Here is a 23,583-nt window from a genome sequence, read left to right on the forward strand (position 1 = left end):
AAAAATTATCTAATTATTTCTTACTCTCACATTAAATGCTACCATAAGCGCAAAATAATTTCACAAATTGAGTTCGGAAAGAGATCACGTGTTTCTTACTTTGCTATAATAATTAGATATTATTATTTAAAAATATAGTTTTAAAACTCATAATAAATTAGTATATGTTAGCTAAAACATTGCTGTTTTTACACATCATATCTATCAAACTTATGTTCTTTAAGTTATTTTAAGAAGAGCAACATACTCTTTGGAGATTTATTTTAAGATATGCTTCCTACTTATATGCATTCAGTAGTTATCATTTCAAACTTAGTTAACCGACTATGCTATTGGTATAACAATCGGAACACCAGTGGTTTGACCATTTTGGTCCTCTCGTACTAAAAACAGATTCTTTCAAAATCTCTTAATCTACGGTAGATAGGGACCGAACTGTCTCACGACGTTCTAAACCCAGCTCGCGTACCACTTTAAATGGCGAACAGCCATACCCTTGGAACCAACTCCAGCTCCAGGATGTGATGAGCCGACATCGAGGTGCCAAACATTGCCGTCGATATGAACTCTTGGGCAATATTAGCCTGTTATCCCCGGAGTACCTTTTATTCGTTGAGCGATAACCTTTCCATACAGAATTATCGGATCACTAGAACCTACTTTCGTATCTGTTTGATATGTCTATCTTACAGTTAAGCACTCATATGCTCTTATGCTCAACATACGATTTCCAAACGTATTGAGAGTACCTTTGTACTCCTCCGTTACTTTTTAGGAGGAGACCGCCCCAGTCAAACTACCCACTACACATTTTTTACATAATGGATTACATTATATATTAGAATATCAAAAATTTTAGACTGGTATTTCAAGGTTGACTACTTATAAACTAGCATTTATAGATTATCATCTCCCAGCTATCCTACACAAAAATTCCCAATATTCTATGTGAAGTTATAGTAAAGGTTCACGGGGTCTTTCCGTCTAGCCGTAGATACACTGCATCTTCACAGCAAATTCAATTTCACTGAGTTCTAAATGGAGACAGCGTGGCCATCATTACGCCATTCGTGCAGGTCGGAACTTACCCGACAAGGAATTTCGCTACCTTTGGACCGTTATAGTTACGGCCGCCGTTTACTGGGGCTTTTATTAAATGCTTTATTTTTTAAATTAACATTCTTTATTAACCTACCAGCACCGGGCAGGCGTCACACCCTATACATCCGTTTACACGTTAGCAGAGTGCTGTGTTTTTAATAAACAGTTGCAGCCACCTTACATCTTAGACTAGTTCTTTATAAAGAATTTATAAATATTCTAGTGTATCTTCTCCAGAAGTTACGATACTATTTTGCCTAGTTCCTTCACTTAGATTATCTCACACGCCTTAGTATTTTCTACTTAATTACCTGTGTCGGATTACGGTACGTACATTAATATTTTTTATGTTAGAAACTTTTCTTGTCGATATAATTTTATTAATATTTTATTAAATAATTAAATAATATAACTAGATTTACTTGGTTATAATTTTTTTTATTATTAATCTAATTTTCCTTTACTAGATTTAAAAAACTTATCGAAACATTTCATCACAATATTAATGGTAAAGAAATATCAATCTTTTTTCCATCGATTACGTTTTTCAACCTCATCTTAGGTTACGACTAACTCTATTTCGATCATCGTTGAATAGAAAACCTTAATTTTTCGGCGAAAGTGATTTTCACACTTTTTATTGTTACTTATGTCAGCATTCGCACTTGTGATATCTCCAATTTATTTTTTTTTTAATAAATCTTCTTTGATTTACACAACGCTCCTCTACCACAAAAATAATGTTCATAATTTCGGTACTTATTTTAGCCCCGTTAAATTTTTTGAATTTATCATCTATATCAATGAGCTATTACGCTTTCTTTAAAGGATGGCTGCTTCTAAGCCCACCTTTTGATTGTAAAGGATTATAAAATTCATTTTCCACTTAAATAAGATTTTGGGACCTTAATTTATGATCTGGGTTGTTTCCCTTTCCACAATTGATGTTATCACCCATTGTGTGTTTCCTATAATAAATAAATTAATATTCATAGTTTGTTATGATTCAGAAATTCCTAATCAATACAGTGCTTTACCATTAATTTATATTTATAAGACGCTACCTAAATAGCTTTCGAGGAGAACCAGCTATCTCCGAGCTTGATTAGCCTTTCACCCCTATCCACAAATCATCTGAATCTTTTGCAACAGAAACCAGTTCGGTCCTCCAGTAATTTTTATTTTACCTTCAACCTGTTTATGGATAGATCGCTCGGTTTCGGGTCTATATTTTTAAACTTTCGCCCTTTCAGACTTGATTTCTCTATGCCTACCTAAGTTAAGCTTGCTTAAAAATATAAGTCGCTGACCCATTATACAAAAGGTATATAGTTACTTTTCAGCTTCTATTGCTATTATGTATATAATTTCAGGTTCTATTTCACTCCTAATAAAAGGTTCTATTTCATCTTTCCCTCACGGTACTAGTTCACTATCGGTTAACTATTAGTATTTAGCCTTAGAGGATGGTCCCCCTTTCTTCTGTTAAGATTTCACGTGTCTAAACATACTCATAATAAAAAAAATTTAAAAAAATAAAAAAGACTATTACTTTTTTTGTAAATTATTCAAAATTATAATTTTTTTTTTTTTTTTTTTTTTGGGCTATTCCCATTTCGCTCGCCACTACTATGGGAATCTCATTTGATTTCTTTTCCTTGGATTACTTAGATGTTTCAGTTCATCCAGTTTGCGTAAAACTATACACTAATATTGCATTAGTAGGTTGCCCCATTCAGATACCATTAAAGATTATCGCATTTTAGCGTCTTTCATCGCCTATAGTTACCAAGACATCCATTATATACATTTTTTTTTTTAAAACTATAATTTCAATAATCAAGAATTAATTATTTTTTTAGAAATATATATTTTTATCCAGCCACAGGTTCCCCTACAGCTACCTTGTTACGACTTCACCCCAGTTATAAATCATACCGTTGTAATAATAAAATTACTTATGATACAAGTTACTTCCATGGTGTGACGGGCGGTGTGTACAAGGCTCGAGAACGTATTCACCGTAACATTCTGATTTACGATTACTAGCGATTCCAACTTCATGAAATCGAGTTACAGATTTCAATCCGAACTAAGAATATTTTTATAAGATTAGCATTATGTTACCATATAGCGTATACTTTTTGTTATACTCATTGTAGCACGTGTGTAGCCCTACTTATAAGGGCCATGATGACTTGACGTCGTCCTCACCTTCCTCCAATTTATCATTGGCAGTTTCTTATTAGTTCTAAGATAATTTTAGTAAAATAAGATAAGGGTTGCGCTCGTTATAGGACTTAACCCAACATTTCACAACACGAGCTGACGACAGCCATGCAGCACCTGTCTCAAAGCTTTAAAAGCGTTATTATTTCTAATAAATTCTTTGGATGTCAAAAGTAGGTAAGATTTTTCGTGTTGTATCGAATTAAACCACATGCTCCACCGCTTGTGCGAGCCCCCGTCAATTCATTTGAGTTTTAACCTTGCGGCCGTAATCCCCAGGCGGTCAACTTAACGCGTTAGCTTTTTCACTAAAAATACATAATTTTTTTACATAAAATTAATTATTATGATATTTAATAAATAGTTGACATCGTTTACTGCATGGACTACCAGGGTATCTAATCCTGTTTGCTCCCCATGCTTTCGTGTATTAGTGTCAGTAATAAAATAGAAATACGCCTTCGCCACTAGTATTCTTTCAAATATCTAAGCATTTCACTGCTACTCTTGAAATTCTAATTTCTTCTTTTATACTCAAGTTTATAAGTATTAATTTCCATATTAAATTACTTTAATATATTTAAAAATTAATTTTTAAAAACAACCTGCACACCCTTTACGCCCAATAATTCCGATTAACGCTTGCACCCCTCGTATTACCGCGGCTGCTGGCACGAAGTTAGCCGGTGCTTCTTTTACAAAAAACGTCAAAAAAAATAAAATATTATTTAATTTTTTCTTCTTACTTTGCTGAAAGTGATTTACAACCCTAAGGCCTTCTTCACACACGCGACATAGCTGGATCAAGCTTTCGCTCATTGTCCAATATTCCCCACTGCTGCCTTCCTTAAAAGTTTGGGCCGTGTCTCAGTCCCAATGTGGTTGTTCATCCTCTAAGATCAACTACGAATCATGGTCTTGTTAAACCTTTACTTTAACAACTAACTAATTCGATATAAGCTCTTCTATTAGCGTATGACTATCTCATACTTTATCCATTAGGATATATATTGAATTACTATACATTTCTATATACTTTTCAAAATACTAAAAGGTAGATTCTTATACATTACTCACCCGTTCGCTGCTAATTACTTTTTTTAATAAAATAATTCGCACAACTTGCATGTGTTAGGCTTGTCGCTAGCGTTCAATCTGAGCTATGATCAAACTCATAAAAACTTTTTTAATTATTATAAATAATTTATTTCAATTAAATTTTTATTTATTTAATAATAAAATAAAGTTAACATTATAAATTAATTTTATTATATAAAATACTACAATTATTATTAATAATTTGTTTATTATAATTATTAAAAAAATTAATTTTTTTAACAATAAAATTTAGATTTTTAATATTATAATGAAATATTTTTTTAAATGGTAAAAAATAAAAAAATAAAATTTCTTTTATTTTATTTATAAACATATTTTTATTATTTTTATAAAAAAAATTTATAATATAATTATTATTAATAATATTTAAAATAAAATTTAAAACTGATTTTTTTTTTTTTTTTGTGTTTTTAAATTTTTTTAAAAAAAAATCAATTTCTTTTAAATTAGAAAAAATAAATAAATCATTTTTATTAGATTTAGACATTTTTTTTTTATCATAACTATATATTATTTTATTATTAATTATAAAAATACATTTTTTTAAAATTTTTATATTTAAAAAATTATTTATTTTTTTTATAATTTTTTTATAAATTTCTATATGTTGAATTTGATCTAACCCAACAAACAAAAATTTATTATTATTATTTATAATATCTGATGTCATTAATAAAGGATAACAAATTTTTCCTAAAGAAAAATATTTTTTATTATTTAAAATATTAAAAAATTTTACTTTATTTTTATTATAAAAACATAAAATTAACCAAAATAATTTAATTATATTTAAATTATAAGATTGATAAAAATAAATATTTTTAAAAAAACTTAAAAATGTTAAAATTATTAATATTTTATTATTTAAAATTTTTTTAAAAGAAATTTTTTTAGATAAACAATGAAGATCTGCTAAAAAAATTCTTTTTAAATTATAATTTATTACTGGTTTAATTAAACTTAAATAATTACCAAAATGAACAATTCCACTAGAATTAATACCTAACAAAATCATATTTTTTCTTCATTAAATATAATTCTTTTTTTAATAATAGGATCAAATTTTAATAAACTTATTTTTTTATTATTTTTTTTATTTTTTTTTTTTAAATAAAAAAAATAACTTTTACTACTTTTTAATTTTATTAAAATATACATTTTTTAATAATTTTTATAGATTTTGTTGATATTTTTAAATTTTTAAAATTTTTTTTAATCCAAATAAAAATATTTTTAAAATTAATTTTATTAAAACTTTTACTTTTTATATTTGAATGTGAAATTTTATTATTTAAATTTTTTTTTTTTTTTGTTAAAATACAAATATTAGACATTTTTTTTTAATATTTTTCTTAATGTTTCAATAGATAAATTAAATATATAAGTTAAATCTTTATAAGGTATAACATATTCTTTAAAATTTCTATAAAGAAATATTTCATTATAATATTTTTTATTATTATTATTGTTATTTTTTTTTATACTTTCTAATAAAGAATTAATTTTTATACCATAAAATGGATTATAATAAATTAAAGTATTTTTTAAATTATTATAATAATAAATAATATTTAATTCATTATTAAATTTTATTTTTTTAATATTATTAAATATTATTTTATTAAAAAAAATTTCTTTATTAAAAATATAATAATTTAAATTTAATAAATAATTATTCATTAAAAATTTTTTTAATATGTTTTATTTTATATAAAATCATAGATATTCTATCTATACCAATTCCAACACCATTAGTATAATTAAAACCATTTTTTAATTTTAACAAAAAATCTTTATTTTTTTTATATAAATTTTTTTTTTGTAAAAAATAATCATTTAATTCTTCAAATCCATTAGAAATTTCAATATTAGAAATATATAATTCAAATCTTTTTAAAAAATTTATATTTAAATTAAAAATTTTTGTTAAAGGACTATTATTTCTAGGAAAAAATAATAAAAAATATGGAAAATATTTTTTTTTTTTTATTTTTTTATCAAAAATTTTAAAAAAAATATTTGACAAAAAATAATTTTTTAAATTATAACATTTAAATAAACAATAAATAAAAAAAAATTTTTTTTTAAACAAAAATTTTTTTTTTAAAAAAAAAATATATATAATTTCAATTAAAGATATTTTTTTAAATAAAGTATTTATATTAAAAATAAAATTATAAATTTCTACATTAAATTTATTCATACATAAAAATAAATTTTTTATTATTTTTTCTAAAAAAAAAATAGAATTTTTAAAATTAAAATTTAAAGAATAATATTCTAACATATTAAATTCAAAATAATGTATATTTGAACAACCTTCATTTCTATAACATTTTGTTATATCAAATATTCTATTATAATTATTAGATAATATTTTTTTAATATAAAATTCAGGAGAAATTTTTAAAAAAAAAAATTTTTTTTTACAAAAAATATATGTTTTAAATATATTAGAATTTGAATTTGATTTATATTTGCAGATATTATTAGAATTAGCAAAAATAAACATAAATTTTTTAAAATAATTATTAAAAAAATTATATATACAAAAATTTTTTTTAAAATAATAATTACTATTAATATAATTTAAATTTTTTATAATTAATTTTATAAAAAATGGTAAAATATAATAAGATTTTTTTTTAGTTTTTTTTATTTTTCCGTAAACTAATATTATATCTCCTAAAAAAAATTTTTTTTTTGAGTAAATTTGAATTTTACCTGAATAATCTTTTATTTCTAAAAAAGGTTCTTTTATTCTAATAACTTTACCATATATTATTTTGTAATTTTTAAAATTTATTATCATAAATTTAAAAAATCAATATTTAATTTAAAATATTCAAATAAATTGTATTTTTTATTATTAATATGATCTATAATTAAATTATTATTATAATAATAAGTTTTAATATATTTTTTATTATCATTAATATTTTTTAAAAAATTTTTAAATTCTAATTTTTTTTTTAATAATAACTTATAATTTAATATTTTAAATGCATTAATTTTATTTTTATTTTGAGATCTTTCAAATTGACAATTAACAATTATATTAGTTGGGATATGAGTTATTCTTATAGCAGAATTTGTGTTATTAACATGTTGTCCCCCAGATCCACTTGATCTAAAAGACTCTACTATTATTTCTTTTTTATTTAAATTTTCATTAATTTCTATTAATTCTGGTATTATTTTAATATTTAAATATGATGTTTGTACTTTATTGCTATTTAATAAAGGATTTTTTCTTATAATTCTATGAATACCAGATTCATTTTTTAACAAAAAAAAAGAAAATTTTTCTTTTATATAAATTAAAGTTTTTTTATAACCAAAATCACTAATTTCTTTGAAAATTAAATATGTATTTAAATCTTGTTTATTTAACCATTTTAAATAAAAATCAGTGAAAATTTTTATTAATTGATGAGTTTCTATACCACCAACATTTTGATATATTTCTATATAACAATTATATTTATCGTATACTTTTAAATTTAAATTAAATTTACTATTTATTAAATCTTCGTTATTTTTTATTAAATTTTCAATAAATTTTTTTTTAATATAATTATTGTTAATTAATTCATTATACATTTATATTTTTTTTTATAGAATTTATTAAAACTAAAAAATTTTGAGAAAATAATTTATATTTTTCTTTTAAAGAAAAAATTTTTTTAATATTAAATTTAATTTTAATATTTGGAATAATTTTTTTTATCGAAAAAATAAATTTTATAGGATAAGATGTTGATACAACTATTTTATTATTGTTATTGTTATTATCATTATTATCTTTATAAAAAGAACTTATTGAAGTAATCGTATGTGGATCATAAATTTTATTATATTTTTGATAAAAATATTCTATAGAATTTATAATATGTTTATTATAAATTTTATCAGAAAATATATCATTATTAATTTCATTTATAATTTTTTTTTTAAAAAAATTTTTATTAATTAATCTAATAAAATTTGAAGGAATAGATATATCAATTGATGGAGAAATAGTTCTTTTTAAAAGAATATTTTCAATTTTATTATTTTTAATATAATTATCTAAATAAAAATTATCATTTGTACAAGGTATAATTTTATTTATAGGGAAACCTATTTTTTTTGATAAATAAGCAGATAGAGCATTACCAAAATTTCCTGAAGGGATAATAAAATTAAATTTTTTTTCATTATAATTTTTAATAGAAATATAACAATAATATATTAATTGCATTATAATTCTAAACCAATTAATAGAATTTACAGATAATAAAAAAATTTTTTCATTATTTTTAATATTTTCAAATATTTTTTTAACAAAATATTGACTAATATCAAAATTTCCAATTATTGAATAATTTAAAATATTTTTAGAAATTAAAGTACTCATTTGTTTTCTTTGAATATTTGAAACCATATTAAACGGATAAAATGTAAAAATTTTAACATTTTTAATATTTTTAAAAGAATTATTTGCTGATGCACCTGTATCACCTGATGTTGCACAAAAAATAATAAATTTTTTTTTATTTTTAAAAGAAAAATAATTTATTAAATTTGACAGAGGAATCATTGCTATATCTTTAAAAGTTAAAGTAAATCCATTATTTAAATTTAATAAATGATTTTCGTTACTAATTTTTTCTAATTTTATAAATTTTTTATTGTTATAACTATTATATAAAATTTTATAAAGATCTTCATCAGATATATTATTTAAAAATAATTTTGAAATTTCAAAAGAAAAATTAACATAATTTAATTTTTTTAAATAATTTAAATATTTATTATTAAAAAATGGTAATTTAAAAGGAAAAAACAAAGTTTTATTTTTTGGTATATTAGAAAAAAAAATATTACAAAATTGTTTAATATTTAATTTATTATTTATACTGTTATAATACATTATAATATTTTATTAAAAAAAAATTTTTTGTTTTTAAAAAAATATAAAAAAAACAATATTTTTTTATAATAAGTTTTTTTTGTTTTTATTAAAATATATTTTTTATAATATATTTTTAAATAAATAATTTTTAAAATAAATAAATAATAAAAAATATTATAACAAAAATTAATTTTTAATAAAAAATTAAAACAAAAAAAATTTTTATTTATAATAATAATATTATTACATTTTTTTTTTAAAAAAAAATTTTTTTTAAAAGAATAATGTAAATTACTAAAAACTGAATATGATGTTGGTAATCCTCCAGCTCCATTTGCTAATAATAAAGTTTTTTTTGAATAAATTCCGTTTAAAATTAAAAAATTATATGAATTATTTATATATTTTAATATTTTGTTTTTTAAAAAAAATAAAGAAATATTTAAAAATATATAATTATTTAAATTATAATAATAAGAAATAAATTTTTTATAATAAAAAATTTTTCTTACAAATTTATTTATATTAAAAATACTTTCTAAATATATATTGTAATAAAAAATATTATAATTATTTATTTTTGATATTATGATAGAAGTTTTAAAAACTGTATCTATTCCAAATATATCATTTGAATATTGTTTTTCCGCTATTCCTTTTTTAATTGAAATTTTTATTAAATTTAAAAAATTTATATTTTTAATATTACTTAATATATAATTACAAGTTCCATTTAAAACTCCAAATAAATATAAAAATTTATCTTTAAAGTAAAAATTATTTAATAATTTTATTATTGGAATAACACCACATGTAGATGCTTCATAATAAGTTTTTAATTTATTTTTTTTAAATAAAAAATTAATTAAAAATATATATTTAGATATTAAATCTTTATTAGCAGTAATAAAATTATTATTTTTTTTTATAGAATTTAAAATAATTTCTATTGAAATTTCAATATTTCCAATTAATTCTATAAATAAATGATTATTTTTAAATAAATTTATATAATTATTACTATTATTATTAATATTACAATTAAACTTATTATTTTTTGAAAATGTTAAAAAATTATTTTTTTTACTAAAATTATTATAAAAAACACTACCTACATTTCCTAGACCAAAAATTGAAAAATTCATATTTATTGTTTTTTAAATGATATAAAATTAGGATTTTTTACAAAAAAAATTTTTTTAATTATAATTTCTTGATTTTTTTTTATTATTTGAAAAGTTATTTTTTTTATTTTTTTAATTTTTCCAAAAAAAATGTTTATTTTATTATTTATTATATAAGTAATAATTACGTTATTATTTTTTTTTATAATTTCCATAAATTATATTTTTTTTTAAAATTAAAATTTGCAATATATATAATTTTATTTTTAAAAATAATATTTTTTTTAAAAATAATAAATTTAAAACTGAAATTTATTACAATAAAAAAAAAATTATTATTTTTGTAATTAATAATTAAGTATTTTTTAAACAAAATATTATTTATTAAAATCATTTTTTTAAAAAAAAATAAATTCTTTTACTAATTTTTGCTCCATTTTTAACATAGAAAAATAATAATTTATAATTTATAAAAAAACTTTTTCCATAATTAATAAAAGGATCATAATATCCTAATCTTTTTAAAATATTTCCAAATACTGATTTTTTTTTATAAATAACATTAATAAAAAAAATTTTTTTTTTTACTTTTGATAATCTGATAACTACCATATATTTTTATTATTTTAAAAAAAAATATTGCAACATAATTTAATTATTTGCGAAGTAGAGCAGTTGGTAGCTCGTCGGGCTCATAATCCGAAGGACATTGGTTCAAATCCAATTTTCGCAAAAAAAATAAATTAATTAATTATTTTTTTATGTTTCCAATTAAATAAAGATCTAATTTTATTACCTACTATTTCTATTAAATGATTAGAATAATAATTTTTAAATAAATTTAATTTAATAAAATTACTATTTTTATCTAATATAAAACTTTTAGAAAAATCTCCATTTTGAATATTTTTTAAAATTTTTTTCATTTTTTTTTTAAATATAGAATAATAAAAATTATTTAAAACATAATAATCACCATATTCTGCTGTATTAGATATAGAAAATCTCATATTTTTAATACCACCTTCATAAATTAAATCAACAATTAATTTCATTTCATGTAAACATTCAAAATATGCTAAATCAGGTGAATATCCTGATTCAACTAATGTTTCAAAACCACATATAATTAATGAACTAACCCCACCACATAAAACTGCTTGTTCACCAAATAAATCCGTTTCTGTTTCTTCTTTAAAATTTGTAGCAATAATACCCACTCTTCCACTTCCAATACACATTGCATAAGATAATGCAATTCTTAATGAATTTTTATTGTAATCTTGATATATACCAATTAAAGAAGGAACACCACTTCCTTCAACAAAAGTTGATCTAACTGTATGACCCGGAGCTTTAGGAGCTACTAAAATTATATTTAGATCATTTCTTGGTATTATTTGTTTATAATGAATATTAAAACCATGAGAAAAAATAATAGTTTTATTTGAATTTATTTTTTTTTCTATATAATTATAATATAATTCTCTTTGATCTTCATCTGGAATTAAAATAACAATAATATCTGAAATTAATATTGTTTTATCAATATTTATAACTTCAAATCCATCCTCTATTGCTTTATTTATTTTTTTAGAATTTTCTTTTAAACAAACAAAAGTTTTAATTCCAGAATCTTTTAAATTTTGTGCTTGAGCATGTCCTTGAGATCCGTATCCAATAACGGTAACTATTTTATTTTTTAATAAATTTTTATCACAATCTTTATCGTAAAACATTAAATATATAAATTTTTGTTAAAAATATTCATTATACTTTTAACATAATTGTTTTTTTTTAAATTAAAAAAAAAAATATATTTTTTTATATATAATATTAAAATAAAATTTTTAAAAAATTTTACATTATTTATTAAAATTTTATTATATTTTATTATTTTTATTTTATTATAAGAAAATATTTTTTTTATAAATAAACATTTAGATAAAGATTTTATAAATTGATTGATTTTATAAAAAGAATCTTTTAAAATTAAAATTTTAATATTATTTTTGTAAAAATTTTTAATTTTTAATATTTTAATTTTTATATTTATTTGAGTTAAATAATTAAAAAAATTATTTGCGTTATTGATTTTATTATAAATAACTAAAATTAAATTTTTTATCATATTTTTTAATAGAAAAAAAACTAATAAATTCACACATAGATTTATTAAAAATTTGTATTGGAAATACATTTTCTTTTTGATTAATATAAACATTAATAAAACAAAATATATCAATAAATAATATTTTACTAAATAAATAATAAAATTTTTTTAAATTACAAAAACTAAATGAATAAAATTTATAAGAATTGATTAATTTATTAAAATTTGGTAAAGAATTTATGTATGAATTAGAATATCTATTATTATAATTTAATTCTTGCCATTGTTTAACCATACCTAAACTTTGATTATTTAAATTAATTATAATTATATTTATTTTATATTGTTTACATGTTGATAATTCTTGCATCATCATTTGAAAACTTCCTTCACCAGTAATTAATAAAACTTTTTTATTCTTATTTGCAAATTTTATTCCTATTGAAGCAGGAAACCCAAAACCCATTGTCCCTAATCCTCCTGATGATATAAAGCATTTATAATTAAAATTATAATATTTTGCAGTAAACATTTGATGTTGTCCAACATCTGTGGAAATAAACATTTTTCCTTTACTTAAAAAAAAAATTAATTCTATTATTTGTTGAGGTTTACAAAAATTAAAATCATTTTTATATTTTTTTTTAAAAAATTTTTTTAAAAAAATTATAAATTTCCACCATAATAAAATATTTTTTTTTTTAATATTTTTTTTTATAAAATTTATTAAATCTAATATATAAAATTTATCACAAAAAATAGTTTTAGAAATAGAATTTTTATCATTATCAATATGTATTATTTTTGCATACGGAGAAAATAAATTATTTGTATTTGTTATTCTATCATCTAATCTTGTTCCTATACAAATTATAAAATCAGAAAAATGTATAATATTATTAACACAAGCATCACCATGCATACCTAACCATCCTAGATAATATAAATTTTTATAATTAAATCCACCTAACCCCATAAAAGAAGAAATAAATGGAATTTTTATAAATTTTATAAAATAATCAAATATATTTTTATTAAAATTATTTTTAATACCTCCACCAATAATAAAAATCGGTCTTTTAAAATTAAAAATAATATTAATTAAATATTTTTTAAAAAAATTTTTTTTTAAATAAGGATATTTATTTCTTATTTTTAAATCATTATTTGTTAAATTTTTAGGAAAATCTATAATAACAGGACCTTTTTTTAATTTAGAAATTTTAAATGAATTAGATAATAAATATTGTATATTAAAATAACAATTTAATGAAAAAAAATTTTTTACTATAGTAGAAGAAATATTCATATTATCTAATTCTTGAAAAGAATTTTGAGAAATTAATTTTTTAATTACTTGACCACATAATATTACAATAGAAGAATTATCAAAATTAGAAGTTGATATCCCTGTAATACAATTTGTATAACCAGGTCCAGATGTTACTAACACAACTCCTATTTTATTAGAAGATCTTGAATATCCATCAGCTAAATGAACCGCTGCTTGTTCATGTCTAACTAAAATATGTTTTATTCCTGATTTAAATATTTCATCATATATATGTAAAACTGCCCCTCCTGGATAACCAAATATAAATTCTACATTTTCATATAATAATGATTCAATAATAGATCTTGAAGAAGAAATTTTCATTTTAAAAAATTTATAAGAAAATTTTTTTTTATTTCTTTTGTTAAATTACAAGATAAAGAAAAATTTTTCATAATAAAAGGATAAAAAAAAGAAATAGTTTTAAAATGAAGATTATTTAAAAAAGTATTTTTTTTTTTTTTTAAATAAAAGTCATTTTTTATAAAAATTTTAGAATGATATAAATGTTTTCTAATTTGATGTGTTCTTCCTGTTTTTATGTAAATATATAAAAAATTATTATTATTATTTTTTTTAATAATTTTATAAAAGGATAAACTTTTTTTATAATTTTTTTTAATTAAAATATTTTTTTTTTTTTTAATAGATAAATTAATAAATCCTTTAAAAAATTTTTTTTCTGTGAAAACGATATATTTTTTTTTAATGTAATTTGATAATAATAATTTTTTATAATAAAAATAAAATAAATTATTTCTAGCAATTGTTATAATACCAGAAGTATATTTATCTAATCTGTTTAATAAACCATTATTTGGTAAATTATTATTAGTTTTTTTTTTTATTATTTTATTTATTTCTATACCGAATGGTTTATTTAATATAATTATATTCTTGTCATAATATAAAATTTTAATATTTTGCATAAAAAATTAAATTCTTTGTAATTATAAAATATATTTTTAAATAATTTTTTTTTAAAATTTATATTTTTTATTATTTTATTTATTTCTATACCGAATGGTTTATTTAATATAATTATATTCTTGTCATAATATAAAATTTTAATATTTTGCATAAAAAATTAAATTCTTTGTAATTATAAAATATATTTTTAAATAATTTTTTTTTAAAATTTATATTTTTTATTATTTTATTTATTTCTATACCGAATGGTTTATTTAATATAATTATATTCTTGTCATAATATAAAATTTTAATTATACATAAAATTTTAATTCTTCATAATTATGAAATATATTTATTAAACAAAAATTACAAATTTTTTTTTTTTTAAAAAAATCTTTTTTAAAAATATAATTTTTTGATAAATCACAATAATTATATATATTTTTTTTTTTAAAATAAAAATTATAAGTAAACCATTTCCAATAATAATTTAAAAAAGATATTTTTTTATAAAACAATATAAAATTATTTTTAGATTTATTTAATATGTTAAATTTTTTAAAAAAAAAAATTTTTTTATTAATAAAATTTTTAATTTTTAAAAAAAAAGAAAAGTTATTTTTTAAAAATGATAAATTTAATTCATAAATATTTAATTCTTTAGAAGTAAGAATTAATATTGGAAATAAATTTTTTTTTAAAAAAGATAATATATTAAAGATAGTAAATAAACCACTGTTTCTAATAAAAGAAAATTTCTTGCATATATAAATATTATTTTTTAAATAATTAAAATAATTTAAGTTTATAAAATTAATAAATAATTTTATAATTTTTATTGTTTGATAAAAATTAAAATTCAATAAAATTTTTTTTATTTTTTTTTCTATTAAATTTTTTTTATAAATTATCCAATAATCAAATATTAAAAAAAAAATTTTATTAAAATTAAATTCATAAAAATTATTTATTAAAAATTTTATAAAATTTCTTATAATAATATAAGTAAAAGAACTGTTTTTTATATTATTATTTTCAAAAATAATATTTTTTTTAAAATCATGTTCTAATAGATATAATTTTATGATTTCACTACTATTATTTTTTAATATAAAATTTAAACTTTTATAATTTTTTGAAGATTTTGATAATTTATTTCCATTTTTATCAATACAAAAATTATGAGAAATTATTTTTTTAATGTTAATAGAAAAAAAAATTAATAAATTAATAATAATTAAAGATTGATACCATCCTCTAATTTGATCTTTACCTTCTATAATAATTTTATTTTTAAATAATAATGAAATAATAGAAGAATCTAACCATACATCAAATATATTATATTTTTTTTCTAAATAAAAAATTATATGTGAAGAAAAAGTTTTTGTAATATTTTTATATAAAGAAATTTTTAAATTATCTAAAATTATTGGCACCCCCCAATATCTTTGTCTAGAAATACACCAATTATTTCTATTATATATCATATTAATTAAATTTTTTTTAATAAATTTTGGAAAAAAAATTATTTTTTTAATTAAATTTATTATTATATTTTTTATGTTTATTTTTTTAAAACAAAAATTTAAATTTATAAATATTTGTTTACTTAAATAAAAAAATATTGGATTTTTATGTCTCCAACAAAACATAAAATTATGTATTATTTTTTCTTTAAAAATTAATATTTTTCTTTTTTTTAAAAATAAATAAATAATTTTGCTATAATAAAATAAATTTATATTATCAAATAATTTTAAACAATTTATAAAATATTTTTTATTAAAAAAATTTACTATATTTTTTTTTTTATAAAATTCATAATCTTCTACACCATTTGAAGGAGAACAATGGATAAAACCTGTACCAATATTTAAATCTATATAATTATTATTTAAAAAATAATTTTTTTTTTTATAATAATTTATTATTTTTTTAAAAAATAAATTATATTTTTTATTATAAAAAAAAATTCCTGACAAAAATGAAAAAATTTTTCCTTTAATTTTTAATTTTTTTATCAATTTATAAAATAATATTTTTGAAAAAATTAAAAAATTTTTTTTAGTTTTAAAAATAATATATATTTGATTATTTTTAAAAAAAATAGCTTGATTATTTATTATCGACCATATAGTTGTAGTCCATATAATTATGTAATAAATTTCAAATTTAATTTTTATATAATAAGAATAAGAATTTATTTTTTTATATAATATTTCTGAATATGATAAAGAAGATATACATTTAAAACACCATAAAATAGGAATTTTTTCAACAATAATAACATTTTTTATAAGTAGATAATTAAAGTAATTATATTGTAAAGATTCGTATTTGGGTTCCATAGTATTATATTTATAATAATAATTTAAAAATAAAAAATTTTTTAAATTGTTTTTTTGTAATAATATATTTTTACATACAATTTTTTTACAATTTAAAAAAAACAAAAAGTTATTTTTATTTAATTGTTCAATTGGTAATCCATGACAATCTGATCCATTATTTGATAATAATAAATATTTGTTTATAATAAAATTTTTAATTAATATATCTTTAATAGTTTTATTTAAAATATGTCCTATATGAAAATCACCATTTGCAAATGGTGGACCATCTAATAAAAATATATTTATTATTTTATTATTTAATAAAAAATAATTATTAAAAATAATTTTTTTATTTTTTATATTTGCTTTCATAAAATATATTTTTTTTGGTAAATTTAACATAATTTTGAAAATTTAGATTTTAATTTAGAAGATTTATTTTTTTTAATTTTTTTATTTTTATCAATAAAAGAATATATTTTATCAATATTTACTTTATTTTTATCAATTTTTCTAAAAAATTTTTTTATTAAGAATTTTTCCATAATTTAATATAATGAAAAAATTTTTTTACACCTATATAAAAAATACTTGATAATAAAAAATAAATCGTATTTAATAATTTAATTTTAATAATTTTTAAAAAATTAATATTTTCTATACCATCAATTATTAACCAATAATTATTATAATTAAAATTTTTTAAATATAAAAAATATAAAAAAAATTTTATTATTTTAAATAAAATTTTAAAAAATAATAAATTTATAAAAAAAATATATATTTTTGAAATAAAATTATTTTTATAAAAAAAATTGTTAATATTAAAAAAATTAAAATTAATATTTATAAAACATTTCTTTAAAAAAAAAAAAAAACAAAATTTAATAAAAATAATTTTACCTTTTTGACCATAATTTGCTATTTTAGAATTATAAAAATTTTTATAAAAATAATTTCCTAATCCACCTTTTCCTCCTTTTAAAATTTTTATAAAATAATTATTTTTAACTATATATATTTTTTTTTTGCAATATTCTAAATAACCTCCTATAGGAAAATTTAATATAGCATCTTCTCCTTTTTTTCCTTTTTTTAATTTATTTTTTCCATTTAAACCATTTTTTGCTATATACAAATTAATATTTAATAATTTAAAATTATTATTAAAAAATAAATAAACATCTCCACCATTACCACCATTACCACCATTAGCATAAAATTTATTATTTAATATTAAATAACTAATATTACCATTTCCACCATTTCCGCTTTTTAATAAAATTTTTTTACTAATAAACATTTTTTACTTCTATAAAAATTTTATTTTTTTTTTTATAAAAAATAACTATACCATTAATTAATGAATGAATGCTATAATTTTTTGAATAATAAGTATTTTCACCAGAATTAAATTTTAAACCATTTTGTTTTATTATAATAGAACCTTTAATTACATAATTATTATTATAAACTTTTACTCCTAATCTTTTTGAATTAGAATCTCTACCGTTTTTTGAACTACCACCTGCTTTTTTTTGAGCCATATTAAATAATATTTTGTATATAAATTAAACTTTTTTTTTTATAAGTTGTGTTTTTTTTAATAATATTTTTTCTTTTTTTTTTTTTAATTGATAATGATTTAATATAAAAATGTTTTAAAATAATAATACAAACATTATAATTTAATCCGTAATTATTAAAAAAAATTTTTTTATCAAAACAATAAATAACATTTTTTAATAATATTTTTTTCCCTATATTAAAATTTAAATAATCAATAATTAAATAATTATTTTTCTCACAAAAATAAATTTTTTTATTTATTTTAAAAATTAAATTTGTATTTTTCATTTTAAAAATTTTTTTTTATAAAAAAATAAAACACCAAATTCTCCCAATAAAGTATTATCACCTTTTTTATAATATAATTTTACTAAATAAGTTTTTATATTTTTATTAAAATATTTAATTAAATAACAATTTAAAAAAAAAAAAACTTTTTTTAATCTTTTATAATTACTTTTTATTTTTCCATATTTAATTATATTTTTTATACATTCTTTTTTAAAAAAATTAAAATTGTATTTCATAATCAATTTTTACATTTAATGTTAATTTTTTATTTTTTAATGCTGATAATATTTCTAAATAAACACTTTTTGTCATATTTTTTAAATTTAATAAAATATTTTCTGATAATTTTATCAAATCTCCTATTAAAAATATATTATTTTTTTTTAATATATTTGAAGTTTTTATACTTAACTCTAAATTATCAACTGATCTTATCATTATAGGATTTATATAAAGAAAATTACTCTCTTTAATCTTTTTCTTTTTTTTTATATTTATAATTGAAAATAATAAATAAAAATATTTTTTTAAATAAAATATACAATTTTTAAAACAAGTTTCTGCTAATTCAGAACCATTTGTTTCTATATCTATAAATAATATTTTTAATTTTTTGTTAATAATTTTTTGATGTATAAAATAATTTATATTTTTAATTATATTGTTATTATTTATTATTTTTATTATTTTAGAATTAAAAAAAAAATTATTAAAATTAGAATTTAATTTTATTCCAGAATAATTACATTTCATAATTAAAAAAAAAGTTATTTCTTTAGTAACATTAGCAATTACTATATTAGGATTAAATATAAAAATTTTTTTATCTGAAAAAATATCTTTAGCTTTAACAACACATGGACCTTTTTTTTTAATTATTAAATAAGCTATATAATTATCATCAATTTTAAAAATAATTTTTTTTATATTAATAATTATCTCTTGCACACTTTCTTTTACACCTTTTAAACTTGAAAATTCAGAATTTATATTATAAATTTTTATAAAAGAAATTTGATAATTATAATTTGTTAAAAAAATATTTCTTCTAATAAAATTTCCTAAAGAATCACAATAAGAATTAAAAAAAGGTTCAATTTTAATAATTGTTCTATTAAAATTTATTTTTTTATAACTAATTTTATTTATTAAAAATAATTTTTTTTTAAACTCATTCATTTATATATATCTAAAATAATATTTTTATTAAAATTAAATTTAAAATAATTAGGTAAATTTTTCATTATTCCAAAACCATTAAAATAATCACAATATATCCAATTAAAATTAAAAAAATTTTTATAATCGTAAAAAAATTTTAATTTTAAAAAATTTTCTATATAAATATTATCTCCTGGAGATAATATAAATGATGAAAATTTTATTTTTTTAAAATTAACATAAACAAATCCATGTAAAATTTTTTGCCTAGAATTTTTTCTTGATAATGAAAAATTCATTCTATATAATATATTATCTAATCTTCTTTCTAAAAAATTAACTAAATCTTCACAATAAAAAAATTTTTTAGAAATTTTTTTATAAATTAATTTAAATTTTTTTTCTGTTAAAATATAATATCTTTTTATTTTTTGTTTAATTCTTAATAACATTCCATAATCAGAAATTTTACCCTTTTCTATACCATGCTCTCCAGGAGTTAACAATGATCTTGTTTTTGAAAAAAATTTTTTTTCTGTAAAAAATTCAAAATTATCTCCCTCTCTTCTACATATTTTATTTTTTTTAATTTTCATTAGACTCTTCTTCTTTTTTTTTTTCTACATCCATTATGTGGTAATGGAGTTATATCTGTAATACTTCTAATATAGATACCACAATTATTTATTATTCTTAATAAAATTTCTTTACCTATACTAATACCTTTTATATATATATCAACAATTTTAATATTTTTATTAATAGCAAAAAAAGAAATTTTTTCACTAATAGATTGTGATGCTAAAGAAGTATTTTTTTTTGGTCCTTTAAATCCTAAAACACCTGATGATATCCAACTAATTGTATTTCCATTTAAATCTGTTAATGTAGATATTGTATTATTAAAAGTAGAATATATATAAATAATTCCTTGAAAATTATTATATTTTTTCATGATTCATTTTTTTTCTAGTTTTTGCATTTGTTTTAGTTCTTTGTCCTCTACAAGGTAACTTTTTTTTATGTCTATAACTTTTATAATTGTTTAAATTCAAAATTCTTTTTAGATTTTCTTTTATTAATAATTTTAAATCATTTTCAATAATTATTTTTTTAATAAAATTATTTAATAAAATAAATTCACTTTCTTTTAAGTTAAAAGTTTTTTTTTTATTATCTATTTTTAATTTTTCACAAATTTTTTTTGATAATTTTATTCCTATTCCATAAATTTTAGTTAAACTATATAAAATATTTTTTTTTTCTAAAATTTTAACCCCACAAATTGTATAATTCATAATTGTTTTTGTTTATGTTTTTTATAATAACAAAAAACAAAAACTTTTCTTTTTCTTTTTATTATAATACATTTATTACAAATTTTTTTAATTGAACTTTTTATTTTCATAAATAATATATATTTTTTTTTTTTTTATATTTTTTTTTTTTTTTAATTTTGGTTTATTTTTAAAAAAAGTTGTTTGTCCACCTTCAAATAAATTAGGTATATTATAACCTGATCTAGAAGTTTGTCCTTTATGACCTCTTCCACAAGTTTTACCATTTCCAGAAGAAATCCCTCTTCCTTTTCTTTTTTTTTTTTTATTAAAAAAATTTAAAAAAATTAAATTCATTTTAAATAATTAAGAGCTTTAATAACACATATTGTTGTGTTTATACTATTATGAGATCCATGAATTTTAGAAAAAATACTTTTAATTCCAGAAAACATTAATACTTGTTTAACAATAAAATTTGCTATTAAACCGATTATTTTAGAAGCTGGTATTAAAATTATTTTAGTTGCAGAATGTTTTGCATATAAACAATAAGGAATTGTTTCTTTTTTTATATTAATTTTAAATATATTATTTCTAGATTTTAAATATGATTTTTTAATAGATTCTAAAACTTCTTTTGATTTACCTCTTCCAAAACCTATTAAATTTTTTTTATTACCACATATTGATGTAGAAGTATAAGAGAAAATTCTTCCTCCTTTTACTACTTTTGTAACTCTGTGTATTTTAATTAATCTATCTTTCATAAAAAAAATTTATAATTATTTTAAATTTATTTTTATAATTTCCAATTATTTTTTTTACTTTTTTTTTAAAAAAAAAATAAATATTTTTTATTTTTTGAAAAAAATAAGAAAAATCTTTTTTTTTATTTTTTATAAAATATATTAATTTATTATTATTAATAAAATAAATAAAATAATTTTTATTTGTTTTTTTTAATATTATTTTCATTGTTTTTTTTTAGATGATTTTTTTAAAATTACTTTATTTTCAATAAAAATACCTTTTTTTTTATAAGGATCAAATTTTTTTGATTTTAAAATTTTAAAAGAAAATTCTCCTAATTTATCTTTAAAAACAGATTTTAAAATAATTTTTTCTTTTTTTAATTCAATATTTATATAATTTGGTATAATAAAATTTTTAGCTTTAGTAAATCCTAAGTTTAAAAAAATTTTATTTTTTTCTAAATAAATTTTATAACCAATTCCTGAAATTAAAATTTCAATATACCAAAAATTATTTATTCCTAATAATAAATTTTTTATTATTTTTTCAAAAGTAATTTCTATGCTTTTATTATAATAAATTGAGTTTATAAATAAAAAATTATTAATAAATTTTATTTTTATGAAATTTGGTATTTTAATAAAACAATAGTATTTATTTTTTAAATATAAATAATTGTTTTTAATTAAAATTTTGTTATTAATATTTATAATTTTCATAATAAAATAAATAATAATACACCACCTATTCCTAATTTTTTACTTTCTTTAATTGTCATTAAACCATAATTAGTATTAATAATTCCTATTCCTAAATTTAAAAAATAAAAATTTATTTCTTTATTTTTAATAAAATATTTTTTTGAAGGTTTAGAAAAAAATTTAAAAAAAAAAATATTTTTTATTAAAACAATTATAAATTTTTTTTTTTTAACTATCAATAAAAAATAATTTTCTAATATATTATTTTCATAAAAAATATTAAATATTAACATAGTAAAATTAGAATAATTACATAAACTTATTTTTTTACCAGAATTATAAGAATTAAAAATTCTATTTATATTATCATAATATTTTTTCATTACCAACTAGATTTTTCTAATCCTACTATATTTCCTATATAACCAATTTTTCTAATAAAATTTCTATTTAAAGAAAATTTATTATAATAACTTCTTCTTCTACCACTAATATAACATCTATTATTAAATTTTATAAAAAAATTTTTTTTTTTTATTTTTGATAATTTAAATAAATTTTTTAAAATATTTATTTTTTTTTTTATTTGTTTTATAACATTTACATATAATAAACTATTTTTATAAATATTTATATTTTTTAAAATTAAACTTTTTTTAGCCAT

33 protein-coding genes, 1 tRNA gene and 3 rRNA genes are annotated in these 23,583 nt (G+C 16.7%); 1 reads left to right on the top strand and 36 read right to left on the bottom strand.

Features of this window, described 5'->3' with window-relative positions; translation table 11 throughout:
* Nucleotides 1-7: 7 nt before the first annotated feature.
* The 14 genes from rrf to A353_RS00745 form a co-directional block, all read right to left on the bottom strand.
* Nucleotides 8-117: ribosomal RNA gene (gene rrf / locus A353_RS01190) — 5S ribosomal RNA — on the bottom strand.
* 19 nt (nucleotides 118-136) lie between these two features.
* Nucleotides 137-2,925: ribosomal RNA gene (locus A353_RS00690) — 23S ribosomal RNA — on the bottom strand.
* 42 nt (nucleotides 2,926-2,967) lie between these two features.
* Nucleotides 2,968-4,512 (bottom strand): 16S ribosomal RNA (locus A353_RS00695).
* The 16S, 23S and 5S rRNA genes sit together here, the layout of an rRNA operon.
* 70 nt (nucleotides 4,513-4,582) lie before the next feature.
* Nucleotides 4,583-5,464 (bottom strand): nucleotidyl transferase family protein, encoded by an 882-nt coding sequence (locus A353_RS00700; protein WP_014887281.1) that lies wholly within the window; start codon nucleotides 5,462-5,464, stop codon nucleotides 4,583-4,585.
* Complete coding sequence (rpmG, locus tag A353_RS01090; protein ID WP_014887282.1) at nucleotides 5,461-5,607, bottom strand: 50S ribosomal protein L33; 147 nt, start codon at nucleotides 5,605-5,607, stop codon at nucleotides 5,461-5,463. Before rpmG ends, A353_RS00700 begins: the two co-directional genes overlap by 4 nt.
* Entirely contained in the window at nucleotides 5,595-5,783 is a 189-nt protein-coding gene (locus A353_RS00705) for a L28 family ribosomal protein (RefSeq protein ID WP_014887283.1), read from the bottom strand. Before A353_RS00705 ends, rpmG begins: the two co-directional genes overlap by 13 nt.
* A complete protein-coding gene (locus A353_RS00710; protein ID WP_014887284.1) occupies nucleotides 5,776-6,129 on the bottom strand; it encodes a hypothetical protein in 354 nt (117 codons plus the stop codon). The genes A353_RS00705 and A353_RS00710 overlap by 8 nt, the downstream gene beginning before the upstream one ends.
* Nucleotides 6,122-7,261 (bottom strand): amino acid--tRNA ligase-related protein, encoded by a 1,140-nt coding sequence (locus A353_RS00715; protein WP_014887285.1) that lies wholly within the window; start codon nucleotides 7,259-7,261, stop codon nucleotides 6,122-6,124. Before A353_RS00715 ends, A353_RS00710 begins: the two co-directional genes overlap by 8 nt.
* A complete protein-coding gene (locus A353_RS00720; protein WP_014887286.1) occupies nucleotides 7,258-8,052 on the bottom strand; it encodes a peptide chain release factor-like protein in 795 nt (264 codons plus the stop codon). The genes A353_RS00715 and A353_RS00720 overlap by 4 nt, the downstream gene beginning before the upstream one ends.
* Nucleotides 8,045-9,364 carry a threonine synthase gene (gene thrC, locus A353_RS00725; protein ID WP_014887287.1) on the bottom strand — a complete coding sequence of 440 codons (1,320 nt, stop codon included), beginning with the start codon at nucleotides 9,362-9,364 and terminating at the stop codon, nucleotides 8,045-8,047. The genes A353_RS00720 and thrC overlap by 8 nt, the downstream gene beginning before the upstream one ends.
* The gene (locus A353_RS00730) at nucleotides 9,364-10,491 is read right to left on the bottom strand and encodes a homoserine dehydrogenase (protein WP_014887288.1); all 1,128 of its coding nucleotides are present in this window, start codon (nucleotides 10,489-10,491) and stop codon (nucleotides 9,364-9,366) included. Before A353_RS00730 ends, thrC begins: the two co-directional genes overlap by 1 nt.
* 2 nt (nucleotides 10,492-10,493) lie before the next feature.
* Entirely contained in the window at nucleotides 10,494-10,685 is a 192-nt protein-coding gene (locus tag A353_RS00735; RefSeq protein ID WP_014887289.1) for a hypothetical protein, read from the bottom strand.
* A complete protein-coding gene (locus tag A353_RS00740; protein ID WP_014887290.1) occupies nucleotides 10,673-10,864 on the bottom strand; it encodes a hypothetical protein in 192 nt (63 codons plus the stop codon). Before A353_RS00740 ends, A353_RS00735 begins: the two co-directional genes overlap by 13 nt.
* Nucleotides 10,861-11,082, bottom strand: coding sequence for a 30S ribosomal protein S16 (locus A353_RS00745; RefSeq protein ID WP_014887291.1), 222 nt, complete (start codon nucleotides 11,080-11,082; stop codon nucleotides 10,861-10,863). The genes A353_RS00740 and A353_RS00745 overlap by 4 nt, the downstream gene beginning before the upstream one ends.
* Nucleotides 11,083-11,130: 48 nt before the next feature.
* Between A353_RS00745 and A353_RS00750 the strand changes: the two genes are divergently transcribed.
* Nucleotides 11,131-11,203, top strand: a tRNA-Met gene (locus A353_RS00750).
* Between the two features lie 10 nt (nucleotides 11,204-11,213).
* Here the strand turns inward: A353_RS00750 and ilvC are convergent.
* From ilvC to A353_RS01105, 22 genes are all read right to left on the bottom strand, one after another.
* Nucleotides 11,214-12,209 carry a ketol-acid reductoisomerase gene (gene ilvC, locus A353_RS00755; RefSeq protein ID WP_014887292.1) on the bottom strand — a complete coding sequence of 332 codons (996 nt, stop codon included), beginning with the start codon at nucleotides 12,207-12,209 and terminating at the stop codon, nucleotides 11,214-11,216.
* Nucleotides 12,209-12,601 carry a hypothetical protein gene (locus A353_RS00760; RefSeq protein ID WP_014887293.1) on the bottom strand — a complete coding sequence of 131 codons (393 nt, stop codon included), beginning with the start codon at nucleotides 12,599-12,601 and terminating at the stop codon, nucleotides 12,209-12,211. Before A353_RS00760 ends, ilvC begins: the two co-directional genes overlap by 1 nt.
* Nucleotides 12,570-14,240, bottom strand: a complete 1,671-nt coding sequence (locus A353_RS00765; protein WP_014887294.1) for a thiamine pyrophosphate-dependent enzyme — start codon at nucleotides 14,238-14,240, stop codon at nucleotides 12,570-12,572. The genes A353_RS00760 and A353_RS00765 overlap by 32 nt, the downstream gene beginning before the upstream one ends.
* Nucleotides 14,237-14,845, bottom strand: a complete 609-nt coding sequence (locus A353_RS00770) for a pseudouridine synthase (protein ID WP_014887295.1) — start codon at nucleotides 14,843-14,845, stop codon at nucleotides 14,237-14,239. Before A353_RS00770 ends, A353_RS00765 begins: the two co-directional genes overlap by 4 nt.
* Nucleotides 14,806-14,997: a hypothetical protein gene (locus A353_RS00775; RefSeq protein WP_045118181.1), complete on the bottom strand. Its 192-nt coding sequence runs from the start codon at nucleotides 14,995-14,997 to the stop codon at nucleotides 14,806-14,808. The genes A353_RS00770 and A353_RS00775 overlap by 40 nt, the downstream gene beginning before the upstream one ends.
* Nucleotides 14,998-15,139: 142 nt before the next feature.
* Entirely contained in the window at nucleotides 15,140-17,566 is a 2,427-nt protein-coding gene (locus tag A353_RS00780) for a class I tRNA ligase family protein (protein WP_014887296.1), read from the bottom strand.
* Nucleotides 17,560-17,709, bottom strand: a complete 150-nt coding sequence (locus A353_RS01150; RefSeq protein ID WP_014887297.1) for a hypothetical protein — start codon at nucleotides 17,707-17,709, stop codon at nucleotides 17,560-17,562. Before A353_RS01150 ends, A353_RS00780 begins: the two co-directional genes overlap by 7 nt.
* The gene (locus A353_RS01095; RefSeq protein WP_014887298.1) at nucleotides 17,694-18,467 is read right to left on the bottom strand and encodes a GTPase; all 774 of its coding nucleotides are present in this window, start codon (nucleotides 18,465-18,467) and stop codon (nucleotides 17,694-17,696) included. Before A353_RS01095 ends, A353_RS01150 begins: the two co-directional genes overlap by 16 nt.
* On the bottom strand, nucleotides 18,457-18,711 hold the full coding sequence (locus tag A353_RS00790) for a 50S ribosomal protein L27 (RefSeq protein ID WP_014887299.1): 255 nt from the start codon (nucleotides 18,709-18,711) through the stop codon (nucleotides 18,457-18,459). Before A353_RS00790 ends, A353_RS01095 begins: the two co-directional genes overlap by 11 nt.
* Nucleotide 18,712: 1 nt before the next feature.
* The gene (locus A353_RS00795; protein WP_014887300.1) at nucleotides 18,713-19,021 is read right to left on the bottom strand and encodes a bL21 family ribosomal protein; all 309 of its coding nucleotides are present in this window, start codon (nucleotides 19,019-19,021) and stop codon (nucleotides 18,713-18,715) included.
* Nucleotides 19,018-19,260, bottom strand: a complete 243-nt coding sequence (locus A353_RS00800) for a hypothetical protein (RefSeq protein WP_014887301.1) — start codon at nucleotides 19,258-19,260, stop codon at nucleotides 19,018-19,020. Before A353_RS00800 ends, A353_RS00795 begins: the two co-directional genes overlap by 4 nt.
* Nucleotides 19,244-20,203, bottom strand: coding sequence for a DNA-directed RNA polymerase subunit alpha C-terminal domain-containing protein (locus tag A353_RS00805; RefSeq protein ID WP_014887302.1), 960 nt, complete (start codon nucleotides 20,201-20,203; stop codon nucleotides 19,244-19,246). The genes A353_RS00800 and A353_RS00805 overlap by 17 nt, the downstream gene beginning before the upstream one ends.
* The gene (gene rpsD, locus A353_RS00810; protein ID WP_014887303.1) at nucleotides 20,200-20,781 is read right to left on the bottom strand and encodes a 30S ribosomal protein S4; all 582 of its coding nucleotides are present in this window, start codon (nucleotides 20,779-20,781) and stop codon (nucleotides 20,200-20,202) included. Before rpsD ends, A353_RS00805 begins: the two co-directional genes overlap by 4 nt.
* The gene (rpsK, locus tag A353_RS00815; RefSeq protein WP_014887304.1) at nucleotides 20,781-21,140 is read right to left on the bottom strand and encodes a 30S ribosomal protein S11; all 360 of its coding nucleotides are present in this window, start codon (nucleotides 21,138-21,140) and stop codon (nucleotides 20,781-20,783) included. Before rpsK ends, rpsD begins: the two co-directional genes overlap by 1 nt.
* On the bottom strand, nucleotides 21,127-21,483 hold the full coding sequence (locus A353_RS00820; protein WP_014887305.1) for a ribosomal protein uS13: 357 nt from the start codon (nucleotides 21,481-21,483) through the stop codon (nucleotides 21,127-21,129). Before A353_RS00820 ends, rpsK begins: the two co-directional genes overlap by 14 nt.
* Nucleotides 21,480-21,593, bottom strand: a complete 114-nt coding sequence (gene rpmJ / locus A353_RS00825; protein WP_014887306.1) for a 50S ribosomal protein L36 — start codon at nucleotides 21,591-21,593, stop codon at nucleotides 21,480-21,482. Before rpmJ ends, A353_RS00820 begins: the two co-directional genes overlap by 4 nt.
* Nucleotides 21,571-21,819, bottom strand: coding sequence for an uL15 family ribosomal protein (locus tag A353_RS01175; protein WP_014887307.1), 249 nt, complete (start codon nucleotides 21,817-21,819; stop codon nucleotides 21,571-21,573). The genes rpmJ and A353_RS01175 overlap by 23 nt, the downstream gene beginning before the upstream one ends.
* On the bottom strand, nucleotides 21,816-22,232 hold the full coding sequence (locus A353_RS00835) for an uS5 family small ribosomal subunit protein (RefSeq protein ID WP_014887308.1): 417 nt from the start codon (nucleotides 22,230-22,232) through the stop codon (nucleotides 21,816-21,818). The genes A353_RS01175 and A353_RS00835 overlap by 4 nt, the downstream gene beginning before the upstream one ends.
* Nucleotides 22,222-22,440: a hypothetical protein gene (locus A353_RS00840; protein WP_014887309.1), complete on the bottom strand. Its 219-nt coding sequence runs from the start codon at nucleotides 22,438-22,440 to the stop codon at nucleotides 22,222-22,224. Before A353_RS00840 ends, A353_RS00835 begins: the two co-directional genes overlap by 11 nt.
* On the bottom strand, nucleotides 22,437-22,937 hold the full coding sequence (locus A353_RS01100) for a 50S ribosomal protein L6 (RefSeq protein WP_014887310.1): 501 nt from the start codon (nucleotides 22,935-22,937) through the stop codon (nucleotides 22,437-22,439). The genes A353_RS00840 and A353_RS01100 overlap by 4 nt, the downstream gene beginning before the upstream one ends.
* On the bottom strand, nucleotides 22,934-23,302 hold the full coding sequence (gene rpsH, locus A353_RS00850) for a 30S ribosomal protein S8 (RefSeq protein WP_014887311.1): 369 nt from the start codon (nucleotides 23,300-23,302) through the stop codon (nucleotides 22,934-22,936). Before rpsH ends, A353_RS01100 begins: the two co-directional genes overlap by 4 nt.
* Nucleotides 23,302-23,583 (bottom strand): uS14 family ribosomal protein, encoded by a 282-nt coding sequence (locus A353_RS01105; protein WP_014887312.1) that lies wholly within the window; start codon nucleotides 23,581-23,583, stop codon nucleotides 23,302-23,304. Before A353_RS01105 ends, rpsH begins: the two co-directional genes overlap by 1 nt.

This window comes from Candidatus Carsonella ruddii HC isolate Thao2000, assembly GCF_000287275.1.